We start from the raw sequence: 13,807 nt of genomic DNA on the forward strand, positions 1-13,807 counted from the left end.
TATCTAATAAAACAAGAGCCGATTCCTTATGTTCGCCTATTTTACTTTTTAGTTCCTCCTCACTTCCTAGGGGAACTATTTCTATATCTTTTCCTTCTTTATTTTTATATTCTTTAACTAAAGTCTCCACATTTTTAATAGTTACAATAGAACTTTTATTATAATATAATTTAACTTTTGAAGTTTCTTCTTTCTTCTCCATACAAGATACAAATAATAGTATTGAAAATAAAATACAACCTAAAACAACTCTTTTACTTTTCATAAAATCACTCCTCATTTAAAAATTCTCTATATTATAGTTTGCTTAATAATCATTAAATTATATCTTCTTCATATACTTTTATAAGGAGGTAATAATAGATGAAATTTTTAAAAAATTCCTATAAAATCATGTTGTTTTTAGCTTTTATTTTTATAACTTTAGTTTTGATAAATAAATTTTTAACAAACAATAGAGAAAAACCCACTATATCTTCTTATTCTTTAGAAGAAAAAGATTATAAAGTTAATTTAGATGGCGATAATTCTACTGAAACTTTGAAAGTTTCTAAAACACCTAAGGGTTTTAATTTAATTTTAATAGATAATGATAAAGAAATTTCTCTTGGAAATTTAGATAATGATGATTTTTTAGTAGATAACTTAGACTTTTCTTCAATTAATATTTTAAACCTTTCTAGAAACTCAAAAAGTCAACTTTTAATTACAGGAGTAAAAAATAATAATAATGTTACTTATTTATTTGGGTTTTTAGAAAACGAACTTAAACTTATATATAAAGATGATATAAATGTAGTTTATCTAAAAGATTATAACTCAAATAAATCACCTCAATTTATAACTTTCCATTTTTATAATAATGTTACACCGTTTAATTCATATTATCTTATAAATGACAACTTTTATGATGTAACAAAGACTAATTTAACTAAATTTAATTTAAGCTCTCTCTATGAAATTATAAATATAACCTCTTTAAATTATGATTTAGAAAGCGTTCCTGATATTTTTGATTCTTCTACTGATTCAGATGAAATATCTCTACTTTGGAAATTAGATAAAGATTCTTATAGCTATGCTTTTCAAAATGCAATTATAAAAGATAAGTCCTTCTCTGACGGTTCAAACTTAGAGACTATAGAAGCTTATTTAAACTTTAATAAAAAAAACAAATCAAATAATTCAGTAGTTCCTTTTAAAGTAAAGGTAGTCCTTAAAAGAAATATAGATAATAATTTTAAAGTTTTAAGTTTATATAATGTAACAAAATAAAAGGCCGCTTTCTAGCGGCCTAAAAGGGGGATGGGGGGTTTGCCTTATTAACTTTGTCAATAAAGCTTTGTAGGAGAACTATTTCTCCGGTACAATTATATTATTAACAATTAAAATATTTTTATACACCTTAATCAAAAATACCTTCATTATATTTTTGTATAACTTTATCTAAAAAAGCCTTTCTTTCATCATTTACAAATTTCTTTAAAGAGAGTAACATTTCTACGTTTGCATCGTCTACTCTTATCTTCTTTTTCTCAGTTCCATCCCCATTTTTTGAGTTATTTATAGGACTCGTATTATCTTTATTTATAGGATTTCTGTTTTGCTTTACTTGGTTATTATTAATTTTTTCTTTATTTAAATCATTTGTTTTATTGCTTTGCCCATTGTTATTTGTAGGTCTATTATTGTTTATGTTGTTACCCATGTTATTTTTAAAATTATTCATGTTATTTGACATCCTATTGTTCATATTTCCAAGTTGACTTAAAATTGCCATAGGATTAAAATTCCCCATAGGATTATTCATCATATTATTCATTTGATTATTCATTTGGTTATTCATTTGGTTATTCATCTGATTGTTTGTTCCACCATTCATATTGTTAAACATCTCCATAGGATTACTCTCGCCATTTATATTATTTTGAAAATCAGAAAGATTAACCCCATCTTTATTCATAGATTGCATCATTTCATTTATCTTATTCATATCAAGACTACCCATCATATTCATAAGCCCGTTTGGGTCTAATCCAAATGGTCCATTCATCATGTTATTCATATTGTTCATGTTATTATCTTGATCATTTCTATTTTTATGTTTTCTCTTTGACACATCTCCCCCACCTTTTTTCATTTATTATTTATTATATGTATAAACTTTATTTTTGTTAAAATTTTTTGCATTTTTTTGGAGGGCCAATTGGCCCTCCAACAATTATCAATCTATTAAATTGATTAACTTGTTTAGATTACTTTAAAACTAGAATCCGTATCCGTTATTTCCACAACCACAGAATAGTAAGATTATTATAATAATCCACCATGATCCGAATCCGTTATTTCCGCATCCGTTTCCACAGCTATTTCCACAACTATTTCCGCATCCAAATCCGTTATTTCCGCATCCACCACATAGTAATAATATTAATATAATTATCCACCATGATCCAAATCCACTATGGTTTTGACATCCTGTATTACAAGGTGAAACTACTACTGTATCATTACAACAACATTTGTGTGACATATTTAATCCTCCTAATTTTATTTAAATTATTTTTTTAATTAACATCCACAGTTGTTTCCACAACCGTTATTGAATCCGCCGCAGAATAATAAAATTATAATTATTATCCACCACATACCAAATCCGCCTGATTCAAATCCGCCACCGCAGTTACCATATCCTTGATTTCCATAACCTTGCATTGCTGCACAGTTTTCTGGATAGTATACTGTTTGAGTGCATTTTTTGAATTTTGGTTTTTCACAACAACAACAACAACAATTTGACATAGTATTATATCCTCCATTTCTACATCCGCCACATAATAGTAGCAATATTATTATCCAAAGATTGTTATTACCGAAGCCACATCCACGATCACAGCCATCGTTCCAATTGCAATCGCAATCTAAATCGCAAGGGTCACAATCGTCGAAAGAATCATAATCTGAACAAGATGAATCATCTTCGCAACTGAAATCACAGACATCTTCGTCTGAATAGCTATCACTACGATCTGAATTGCAGCTAAAGGAACTCGAAGAATCACTATCATGACTGAATCTATTTAAGATATCATCGATTTCCATGGTTTGCCTCCTTTAATACCTTTTTGTTTGCTTTTTATACTATATACTATTCCTCTAGAAATATTTTGACACTATTTTTTTACATAAAAAAAAACCTATGAAAAATATTTTTCATAGGCTTTTATACTTTAATCTAAATCTGTTGCATACTCAGAAAATAGGTTGTTTATAAGCTCTTCGCTACCTTTTTTATTTAAAGATGAGAAGTAATATAACTTTTCTTCTTTTTCTAAATTAAGTGCTTCTTTAATTATTTTTTTACTTTTAGCTATACCGTTATTTGATAATTTATCGCTTTTTGTAGCAACAACTATTACATCATAGCCGTAATGCTTTATCCAATCATACATAAGCTTATCATCTGCTGTAGGTTTATGTCTTGCATCTACTAAAAGTACAACTCTCTTAAGCTCTTCTCTATCGCAAAGGTAAGTTTCTATAGTCTTACCCCAGCTTTCTTTTTCTGTTTTTGAAACTTTAGCATATCCATACCCTGGTAAGTCAACTAAATAAAAATCATTATTTATAAGGAAGAAATTTATTAGTTTAGTTTTTCCAGGCGTTTGACTTACTTTAGCTAATTTTCTTCTATTAGTTAAAGCATTTATTATAGAACTTTTACCAACGTTTGATCTACCAACAAAAGCTACTTCATTTCTTTTATCTGTAGGGTATTGGTCCGGCTTAACTGCCGACGTTATAAATTCTGATTGTTTAATTCTCATTTAAATCATCTCCAATTATTGCATTTTTTAATACAGTATCAATCTCTGAGGCTGTAATTATTTTTAGAGATTTCTTAACTGACTCTGGTATTTTTAAAGCATCATTTTCATTATCTTTTGGAATTATAATAGTATCAATTCCAGCTCTTACAGCAGCTAATGATTTTTCTTTTAATCCACCTATAGGTAAAACTCTACCAGTTAAAGTTATTTCACCTGTCATAGCTACGTTGTGTCTAACTCTTCTTTTGCTTAAAGCTGACACTAAAGCTGTAATCATAGTTACACCGGCTGAAGGACCGTCTTTTGGAACTGCACCTTCTGGTACGTGTATGTGAATATCTTTCTTTTTATAGAAGTCTTCGTCTATTTTGTATTTTTTTGCATTAGCTCTAACGTAAGTGTAAGCAGCTTTTGCAGATTCTTGCATAACGTCACCTAACTGACCTGTAAGCTGCAACTTACCAGTTCCGTCCATAACCATAGCCTCTACAGGTAGAGTATCTCCACCGTAAGCAGTCCAAGCCATCCCAGTAACTACTCCTATTTTATCTTCGTTATCAATTTTATCAAAAGTATATCTTCTTTTACCTAAAAGGCTTTCCACCTTTTTAGAATTTATACTTATGCTATCTTTGTTTTTCTTAAGCATTTCTGTTATAGCTTTTCTTATTAAAGATGCAATTACTCTAGTTAATCCCCTAACTCCTGATTCTCTAGTATAACCATCTATTAATAATTTTATAGCTGAATCACTTATTTTTATTTTGTCTTCTTCTATATTATGTTCCGCTAATTCTTTCTTTATCAAATATTTTTTTGCTATATTGAATTTCTCTTCGTAAGTATAACCTGATACTTCAATTACTTCCATTCTATCTAAAAGTGGTCTTGGGATTGTATCTAAACTATTTGCTGTTGCTATAAATAGAGTTTTTGAAAGGTCTAAAGGTAATTCTAAGTAACTATCTCTAAAATCTTTATTTTGTTCACTATCTAAAACTTCAAGTAGCGCATCAGATGGGTCTCCCTTATAATTTGCTGAAACTTTATCTATTTCATCAAATAAAATTAAAGGATTATTAGTTTTAGCTTCTCTTAGCGCTTGAACTATTCTACCTGGCATAGCTCCAACATAAGTTCTTCTATGACCTCTTATTTCAGATTCATCCTTCATTCCACCTAAGGCTACTCTTACATATTTTTTATTCATAGCTTCTGCTATAGATTTTGCTATAGATGTCTTACCAACTCCTGGAGGTCCTACTAAACAAAGTATAGGTCCTCTCATTGAATTACTCATCTGCTTAACTGCTAAATATTCAACAATTCTCTCTTTAACATCTTTTAATCCATAATGTTCACTATTTAAAATATTTTCTGCTTCATTTATATCAATTCTATCTTCGCTAGAAGTATTAAATGGAACATCCAATAAACAATCTAAATAAGCCTTAGTAACTGAACTTTCTGAAGAACTATTTGACATACTTCTAAGTCTTCCTAGTTCATACTTTGCTTTTTCAAGAACTTCTTCTGGAAGGTCTAAACTTAATATTTTTTCTTCGTATCTATCTAGTTCTTCCTCTTCGTTTTCATCACCAAGTTCTTCTCTTATAGCTTTTATTTGCTCTCTTAAATAATATTCTTTTTGAGATTTATCAGCTTTTGCTTTTACTTTATTTGCTATTTTCTTTTGAGCTGAAATAATTTTTATTTCTTCTTCAATAACTAAAAGTAATTTTTCCATTCTCTTTTTAAGATTAGTAGTCATAAGTATAGCCTGTCTATCTTTTTCTCTAACTGCAGCTATACTAGATGCCATATCAACAAAGCTAACTATATTATCATCCATTTGGATTCCTCTAATCATGTCAGGACTAGCTTCACCAGTTAGTTTTATGTATCTTATAAACACCTTTTTTAATTCTTTTAAGTAAGCTTGTACTTCTAAAGAATCTACATCCTCTTCTTCTATTTTTTCTATCTCTACTTCTAAATACTCTTTTTTATTTTTTAATTTTAATATTTTAGCTCTTTCCTTACCTTCAACTAAAACCTTCATAACACCACTGTTTATACCTTCAGTTGGTTTTATAACTTGTTTTATCTTACAAATAGTACCTATACTACAGATGTCACTTTTTTTAGGTTCAGATATATCAGGATTTTTTTGAGGTGCTAAGAAAATATTTTCACCATTTTCCATAGCAATCTCAATTGCCTTCATTGATTTATCTCTTCCTACGTCAAAGTGGATAACCATATTTGGAAATATAGTTAACCCTCTTAAAGGAATTAGCGGAAGAATATTTTCTTTTGTCATTTTTATCTTCCTCCAAACTTATAATTTATTTAGACTTAATAAGTATAACATAACCATTAATTTTTTCAATAATTGTAACTAAACCTATAAATCTTTATAAAAATAATAGGCACTCTAAAGCATAGAGTGCCTAAGTATTAATTATGCAGTTTCACCATTTTCTTCTTTAGTAGATGATTTATCAACTAACATAGGTCTTATTTCACCTTCTGGTAATCTTTCTACTTTTGGTTCACTACCTTTTTTAACAGTGTCTTCTGTCACTGTAACTTTTGTGATTCTTTCATCTGACGGAACATCAAACATTACATCTATCATCATTTCTTCTATGATAGCTCTAAGTCCTCTAGCCCCTGTCTTTCTTTCTATAGCTTCGTCAGCAATTCCATCTAAAGCTTCTTTTGTAAATTCTAAATCTACGTTGTCTAGTTCTAAAAGCTTTTTGTATTGCTTAACTAATGCATTCTTTGGTTCACAAAGTATTTTTACTAATGCATCTTTATCTAATGATTCTAAAGTTACTACTATTGGAAGTCTTCCAACAAATTCAGGTATTAATCCGAATTTTAGTAAATCTTCTGGAGTAGTTTCTTTTAATAAACTTCCTAAATCTTTTTCTTTTTTAGATTGGATTTCAGCTCCAAATCCTATAGAACTTTTAGTAGTTCTTTTTTCTATTATTTTATCTATACCATCAAATGCTCCACCACAAATAAATAATATATTTGAAGTGTCTATTTGAAGTAATTCTTGATGAGGATGCTTTCTTCCGCCTTGTGGTGGAACTGATGCAACTGTACCTTCAAGAATTTTTAAAAGTGCTTGTTGAACACCTTCCCCTGAAACGTCCCTAGTAATTGAAGGGTTTTCAGATTTTCTAGTAATTTTATCTATTTCATCTATATAGATAATTCCCTTTTGTGCTCTTTCTACGTCATAATCAGCATTTTGAATTAATTTAAGTAATATGTTTTCTACATCTTCTCCTACATAACCTGCTTCAGTTAAAGTAGTAGCATCTGCTATAGCAAAAGGTACGTTTAAAACTTTCGCTAAAGTTTGTGCAAGTAATGTTTTACCTGAACCTGTAGGTCCTAAAAGTAAGATATTACTTTTTTGTAGTTCTATATCATCGTTAGATTTTTTTGAATTAATTCTTTTATAGTGATTGTAAACAGCAACTGCTAAAGCTTTTTTAGGATCATCTTGACCAATAACATATGAATCTAAATATTTTTTAATTTCATTTGGTTTTGGTAAATCTTCTGTTCCTTTAACATCTACTGTTTCCTCGAACTCATCTTCTATTATCTCAGAGCATAATTCAATGCATTCATCACAAATATATACTCCTGGACCTGCAATAAGTCTTTTTACTTGATCTTGACTTTTGCCACAGAAAGAACACTTTAGTCCCTTTTTCTCTTCAAATTTAGCCATACTTTCACCTCACTAAAGTAAATTTATTAAGCTTTTGCCTCTTCGTTTTTAGTGATTACCTTATCAACTAAACCATATTCCATAGCTTCGTCTGCATCTAAGAAATAATCTCTTTCAACATCTTTTTTTAATTCATCAAGAGGTTTCCCTGTATTTTCGCTTAATATCTTATTTAATCTTTCCTTAATTTTAAGGATTCTCTTAGCGTGTATATCAAAGTCAGTTGCTTGACCTTGGAACCCACCTAAAGGTTGGTGTATCATTATTTCTGCATTAGGAAGTGCAAATCTTTTACCCTTTTCTCCTGAAGATAAAAGGAATGATCCCATTGATGCAGCAAGCCCTATGCAAATTGTACAAACATCTGGCTTGATATATTGCATTGTATCATATATAGCCATTCCAGCAGTTATTGAACCACCTGGACTATTTATATAAATATAAATATCTTTATCTGGATCTTCACTTTCTAAAAATAAAAGTTGTGCTACTACTAAATTAGAAGTAGTATCATTTATCTCACCATTTATCATAATTATTCTATCTTTTAACAATCTTGAAAAGATATCATAACTTCTTTCCCCTCTGTTTGTTTGTTCTACTACCATTGGTACTAAACTCATAATAATTCCCTCCTTTTTTAACTAGACATTATATTATTATTACCTATTATACATATTTCAAACGCTTATTTGTTAATCTGTATTTTAAATAATTGCCAGAAAAGTCTTTTCTGGCAATTATCTTAAAGTAAAAATATTCTATTTTTAATTTTTCTATTATTTACAATTATCTTCTAATAATTTTATAGTTTTAGCAACAACTATATCTTTTTCTATCATAGGTCTTTGAGTTTGAACTAACATTTTAGCCATCTCTTCTGCATTGTCTCCAGCGTACATTTTAGCAACTTCTGTAGCTTTTTCGTTTACTTCTTCTTCTGTTGCTTCTATGTTTTCAGCTTTAGCTATAGCTTCTAATACTAAGTCAGCTTTAACTTTCTTTTCTGCATTTTCTTTCATGTAAGCTCTCATTTTATCTTCAGTGTTTCCTGTGAATTGAAGATATTGCTCTAATGATAACCCTTGGTATCCTAATTTTTGCTCTAAATCTTTCACCATGTTATCTATTTCTTTTTCATACATAACTTCTGGTACTTCCATTTTAGCATTTTCGATAGCAGCAGCTATTAAAGCATCTTTAAATTCGTTTTCTACTTGCTCATCTTTATTTTTTTGGAATTTTTCTTTTATATCAGCTTTTAAATCAGCTAATGTTTCAAATTCTGAAACTTCTTTTGCGAATTCATCATCAAGTTCTGGTAATTCTTTTGCTTTAATTTCTTTAATAGTTACTTAAAAAGTAGCTTCTTTTCCGTTTAAGTCATCTTTTCCGTATTCAGCTGGGAAAGTAACTTTAACTGATTTTTCTTCTCCTTTTGCAAGACCGATTAATTGATCTTCGAAGTTATCTATAAATGAACCTGAACCGATTTCTAAAGCGTAATCGTGTCCTTCTCCACCTTCAAATGCAACTCCATCTATGAATCCTTTAAAGTCTATTACAGCTACATCGCCGCTTTCAACTTTTCCATCTTCTTTAACTTCTACTCTAGCATTTTGCTTTTGCATAGAATCTAATTGAGCGTTAACTTCTTCGTCAGATACTTATAAAGTATTTTTCTTAACTTCTAAACCTTTGTATTCTCCAAGTTCAACTTCTGGATAAACAGTAACTTCAGCTGTATAAACTAAATCTTTACCTTTTCCAATTTCTTTAATATCGACTCTTGGGAAGTCAACAGGTCTTATGTTGTTTTCTTCAATTGCTACAGGATATGTTTCACTTATGCATGTATTTGCAGCATCATCAAAGAATACTTCTGTTCCATACATTTTTTCTATCATGTGCATTGGTACTTTACCTTTTCTAAATCCAGGTACAGCAAATCTTTTTTTGTTTTTGTTAAATGCTTTATTTAAAGCAGCAGTGAATTTCTCTGCTTCTACTCTCACTTCAAATTTAACTATATTGTTTTCTATTTTTTCCATTTTAGCTTCCATTTTTGTTATTCCTCCTAAAATAGTTATTCTACTAGTTTATAACTCTTAATAATTTAACTAGCTTATTATAACATAGTTTTCTATTTATTATCAAATATTTATAGCTTGTATACGTCCTATTTTACAATATTACCCTTATCATCTATAATATATTCATTTTTATCTATATCTACTATTATTCCCTTATCTTTTTTTATGTCACCTATATCTATTTTCTTTCCTGAAAGTTTGAATATTACTTTATCTTCTTTACTACTTATATCATAAATCCAAACATACTCTTTAGTTGCAGAAGTTCCAAAGAAAGGTAACTCGCTTACATATATAATAGTATCTTCATTAATAAACTTTGGCTCAGCATGCCATTTATAATTTTTATCAGCCTCTAAGCGAGTGTCTTTTGGGAATTTAGTTCCATTTTTTGATACATATTGTTTTTTAGTTATATCAGTTACTTTATAATCTTTTTCTTTACTTAATTTAATTAAGTACATATTTTGATTTTTATCTAATGCTATTATTTCATCTTTATCAGGTGAAACATCAAAATCATAACCTTTTTTATCTTCTAATTCTTTAACTTTTCCTTTGTTATCTTCTACTTCATATTGAACTTTTATTTTTTCTTTATTAGGAAGTTCTATTTCTAGAAAGGTTTTCTCTTCTTCAACAGGTTTTTCTTCTATTTGAGTTTTTGGATCTTCAGCCTTAGCTTTTGGTTCTTCTTTTTTATCACTATCTACCCAAGCTTGTAATTTATTTCGTACATTACTAAAATCCATATTTTTTATTTTAAAATTGTATAAAAGAGCTCCTCCCACAATAAGGATAACCCCTATTATTAAAGCGATTCTTATTTTTCTTTTTTTCATTCTTTTTTCATAATCTCTGCTGAATATGCTTGGTTTTGACAAAACTAGTACCTCCTAAATTTTTCGTATATTTACTAAATATATTATAACCTAATATACCTATTTACATTATTTTTTATTTTTGCAAGAACAGTTGCAACTTTTTATTCCTAAAGATTCCTTTTCTTCTTTTGAAAGATTAGCAACATTATCTGTGTAATCTTCATAATCAGGAGCATCCTTTAAGAAATTATCTTTTTTTAATATTATCATTTATATATCACTCCTTAAATTATCCTTCAATTTTATTTATCTCAATTCTATCATAAATTATTACAAAATTTAATAAGTTTTATTTATTATAAGTAATTCTTAATTATTTAGGGTCATAATTTAGGGGTATGTTACGAAAATACAGATATTTTATTAATATTTTATTAATTGGATGATTTTGTATTGAAACTTTTCTTCTTTGTTGTATAATATAATTAACAAGTAAAACAACTTGTTTTTAAAAAGCCCATACCACTCTAATAGCAAAAGCTATAGAGTTTAAATAAACCCCACAATTGTTCATTTATTCCCTTTCTTAAATGAACAAACCCTTTAACCTGTACAGTCATGTACAGGTTTTTTATTTTTATAGATAAATTTAAATAAAAAAAATGCCACACCAAAAGAGTGTGACACCTAATCCTAATTTTTATACGTATGCCATAGGACTTACATGTTGTCCATTTTTTCTTACTTCCCAATGAAGATGAGGCCCTGTACTATTTCCAGTACTTCCTACATTTGCAATGACTTGTCCTTGTTTTACGCTTTGTCCTTCCGTAACATTATATGCGCTAGTGTGACCATATAATGTTTGTTCACCATTTCCGTGGTCTATTATTACAGTTTTACCATATCCACTTACCCAGCCTGCAAGTACTACAGTACCATCAGCTGCCGCTTTTATAGGTGCACCATTTGGCGCTCCTAAATCTACTCCTGTGTGGAATCCAACTTGTCCTTGTATTGGATGAATTCTAGGACCATAAGGGCTAGTTACAGGTCCGCTTGTAGGTCTTATGTACTTTCCACTTACATGTTCTCCACCTGAATTACTACTTCCGTTATTTGAAGAACCGCTATTACTACTGTTATTATTAGTATTGTTATTTTTATTATTTAGTTCCTCAAAGAGCTTATCTATTTGATCTTGAAGTTCTTTGTTATATGACTCTAAATCATTTATTTCATCTTTTATGCTGCTTTCTTTTTTAGACATATTATCTAAAACTTCTTTTTTATCATTTTCAAGTTTTTCAAGTTTTTTAAGTTCAGATTTTTGTTTATCTCTTTCTTTTTCAGCTTTTTCCTTTAAGCTTTCTTGTTCATTTTTCTTTTCTGATATCTTGGCTTTTTCGGAATCTTTTAAAGATTTTTCCCTATCTAATTCAACCTTTTCTTCTTTAAGCTTTTTATCTAGTTCTTTAGACTCTTTAATAAGCTTATTATCCATATCTATTATTTTATTCATAGTATAAATATTTGAAATTAAATCAGAAAATCCATCTGAATTTAATACAGCAGATAGCATACTCGTTCCCATATTAGTTTTATAATATTCTCTAAGCCTACTATCTAATATCTTTTGGTTTTCTTCTTTTTTCTTTTGATTTTTCTCTATAGCCTCTTCTTTAGCTTTTACGCTATTTTCGATATCTTTTATTTTATTATTTATTGAATCAATTTCACTATTTAATTCTGATACTTTCTTTTGATACCCTAAAACTACGTTTTCTGAATCAGATACTATTTTACCTTGTTTATCTATTTCACCTAATACTTTGTTTAGTTCATCGTTCTTTTTTTCTTTATTTTCGTTTACTTTTTCTTTTTCTTTTTTTAAATCATCTATTTTATCTTTGTTTTGTTCTATTTTATTTTCATTATCCTTTTTACTTACAGCATAGGCTGATGAGTCACCTAAAAAGTAACTACTTCCTATGGCTCCTATAATAATAAAAGCTATTAACTTTTTTTTCATAAATTAAAAACCCTCCTGTGTTAGCTTAGCGTGAAGTTTTCTACGTCAGAAACAACCCACTTTCCGTCTTTAAAAATAATCTTTGTAAAAAATTTAGTGTTTTTACTTTCCTTACCTAACCCAAATAAAACCTTACTCACATCATAATTAACATCACAAACAACGCTTCCTTTAAATTCACCATTTTCATAAGTAAACTTACTCTTTTCTTTATCTATGTTAATACCTGTGATTTCATATTGATTTTTTAAGAAAAAGTATTTCTTTTCTAAAACGCCAAAAACTTTATCTTTAGCCTCGTTTGTTGCTGCATTAATTAATTCTTTGTTTTCTTCATTTAAGGCTTTAAAAACACTATCATAAAAATTATCTACTAAAGTTTGCACTTCATTAAATAATTCATCATTTTTAATGTTTAAATTTATAGTTATATCAGGTTTATCTTTGATTTGAACCTCTTCACTTTTAACTTTTCCCCACGGCAAATCCTTTTCTATACTAATCTTTACACTTCCATCACTTGGAAAAGGTCCTGCATTTTTAAATTCTTTTACAGTTTTGTTTGAATCTTCACCATTTATAAAGACTTTAGCATCATCAAAGTTTGAATGAAGTGTAATAAAGTTTGCACCTATTTTAAAATTAACTTTTTCATCTTTCATAAGTAAAATAGACTCTTCTTTTTTTATGTCACCAAATTCACTTTTAACTACACCCTTTAGTTTATACTCACCTGGAATTAAGCCTTTTATTTCTGTTGTTCCTTTAACTTCTTTATCATTTAAATATAAATCCGCATCTTTATTATCATTTTCTATAGTTAATGTAAATGTATTTAAATCTAAACTATAATTTTCTAAAAATAAAGATTTACTAGATGTAAGTTTCATAATTTTTGATTTATCATCTTTTATATCATCAATTAAATTATTTACTAAAGTATCTTTTCCTTTATAGTAATCACTTAATGGTTTTAATTCTTCTTTTGTAGCCTTTTCACCATCTATTTTAATAACATCATCTAAAGTGCTAACGCTACCTTTAACTAGTCCTCTTTGAAGCTTTTTTAAAGTTCCTTCTTTAGTGCTTATTATATTTCCAAAGAAAAATCCAACACTAAAAATTATTATAATACAAGTTATAGAAATAAGAATTATATTCTTTTTAAAGAACTCTTTTTTATCTCCATATTTGAAATCATAAAAACTATCTTTTAATCTATCAAAGAATGTTAAAAATTTCTCCTTAAACTTAGACATAACACA

At 28.4% G+C, this 13,807-nt stretch carries 13 protein-coding genes and 1 pseudogene; 1 reads left to right on the forward strand and 13 read right to left on the reverse strand.

Annotation, left to right across the window (positions count from 1 at the left end; genetic code table 11):
- On the reverse strand, nucleotides 1-265 hold a 265-nt coding region (locus tag M4I33_RS12065; protein WP_257917024.1), incomplete at its 3' end, for a hypothetical protein.
- A gap of 98 nt (nucleotides 266-363) precedes the next feature.
- On the opposite strand from M4I33_RS12065, the gene M4I33_RS12070 reads away from it, so the two are divergent.
- Nucleotides 364-1,275, forward strand: a complete 912-nt coding sequence (locus M4I33_RS12070; protein WP_257917025.1) for a hypothetical protein — start codon at nucleotides 364-366, stop codon at nucleotides 1,273-1,275.
- Between the two features lie 130 nt (nucleotides 1,276-1,405).
- Here M4I33_RS12070 and M4I33_RS12075 read toward each other — a convergent pair whose 3' ends face one another.
- From M4I33_RS12075 to M4I33_RS12130, 12 genes and pseudogenes are all read right to left on the reverse strand, one after another.
- On the reverse strand, nucleotides 1,406-2,119 hold the full coding sequence (locus M4I33_RS12075) for a hypothetical protein (protein WP_257917026.1): 714 nt from the start codon (nucleotides 2,117-2,119) through the stop codon (nucleotides 1,406-1,408).
- Between the two features lie 147 nt (nucleotides 2,120-2,266).
- Nucleotides 2,267-2,533, reverse strand: a complete 267-nt coding sequence (locus tag M4I33_RS12080) for a hypothetical protein (RefSeq protein ID WP_257917027.1) — start codon at nucleotides 2,531-2,533, stop codon at nucleotides 2,267-2,269.
- Nucleotides 2,534-2,571: 38 nt separating this feature from the next.
- The gene (locus tag M4I33_RS12085; RefSeq protein WP_257917028.1) at nucleotides 2,572-3,102 is read right to left on the reverse strand and encodes a hypothetical protein; all 531 of its coding nucleotides are present in this window, start codon (nucleotides 3,100-3,102) and stop codon (nucleotides 2,572-2,574) included.
- A 128-nt stretch (nucleotides 3,103-3,230) separates the two neighbouring features.
- Nucleotides 3,231-3,827, reverse strand: coding sequence for a ribosome biogenesis GTP-binding protein YihA/YsxC (gene yihA / locus M4I33_RS12090; protein WP_194189800.1), 597 nt, complete (start codon nucleotides 3,825-3,827; stop codon nucleotides 3,231-3,233).
- Nucleotides 3,817-6,153, reverse strand: a complete 2,337-nt coding sequence (gene lon, locus M4I33_RS12095) for an endopeptidase La (RefSeq protein WP_257917029.1) — start codon at nucleotides 6,151-6,153, stop codon at nucleotides 3,817-3,819. The genes yihA and lon overlap by 11 nt, the downstream gene beginning before the upstream one ends.
- Nucleotides 6,154-6,294: 141 nt before the next feature.
- Nucleotides 6,295-7,593 carry an ATP-dependent protease ATP-binding subunit ClpX gene (gene clpX, locus M4I33_RS12100; protein ID WP_257917030.1) on the reverse strand — a complete coding sequence of 433 codons (1,299 nt, stop codon included), beginning with the start codon at nucleotides 7,591-7,593 and terminating at the stop codon, nucleotides 6,295-6,297.
- 26 nt (nucleotides 7,594-7,619) lie between these two features.
- The gene (gene clpP, locus M4I33_RS12105) at nucleotides 7,620-8,216 is read right to left on the reverse strand and encodes an ATP-dependent Clp endopeptidase proteolytic subunit ClpP (protein WP_194189797.1); all 597 of its coding nucleotides are present in this window, start codon (nucleotides 8,214-8,216) and stop codon (nucleotides 7,620-7,622) included.
- Nucleotides 8,217-8,372: 156 nt separating this feature from the next.
- A pseudogene (gene tig, locus M4I33_RS12110) lies at nucleotides 8,373-9,656 on the reverse strand (trigger factor).
- 116 nt (nucleotides 9,657-9,772) lie between these two features.
- A complete protein-coding gene (locus M4I33_RS12115) occupies nucleotides 9,773-10,570 on the reverse strand; it encodes a hypothetical protein (RefSeq protein ID WP_257917031.1) in 798 nt (265 codons plus the stop codon).
- A 66-nt stretch (nucleotides 10,571-10,636) separates the two neighbouring features.
- Nucleotides 10,637-10,780: a hypothetical protein gene (locus M4I33_RS12120; RefSeq protein WP_257917032.1), complete on the reverse strand. Its 144-nt coding sequence runs from the start codon at nucleotides 10,778-10,780 to the stop codon at nucleotides 10,637-10,639.
- Between the two features lie 430 nt (nucleotides 10,781-11,210).
- Nucleotides 11,211-12,542, reverse strand: coding sequence for a murein hydrolase activator EnvC (locus M4I33_RS12125; protein ID WP_257917033.1), 1,332 nt, complete (start codon nucleotides 12,540-12,542; stop codon nucleotides 11,211-11,213).
- Between the two features lie 20 nt (nucleotides 12,543-12,562).
- Nucleotides 12,563-13,801, reverse strand: coding sequence for a hypothetical protein (locus M4I33_RS12130; RefSeq protein ID WP_257917034.1), 1,239 nt, complete (start codon nucleotides 13,799-13,801; stop codon nucleotides 12,563-12,565).
- Between the last annotated feature and the right edge of the window lie 6 nt (nucleotides 13,802-13,807).

Origin of the sequence: Clostridium sp. LY3-2 (assembly GCF_024705715.1) — a bacterium.
Lineage (GTDB): Bacteria > Bacillota > Clostridia > Clostridiales > Clostridiaceae > Clostridium.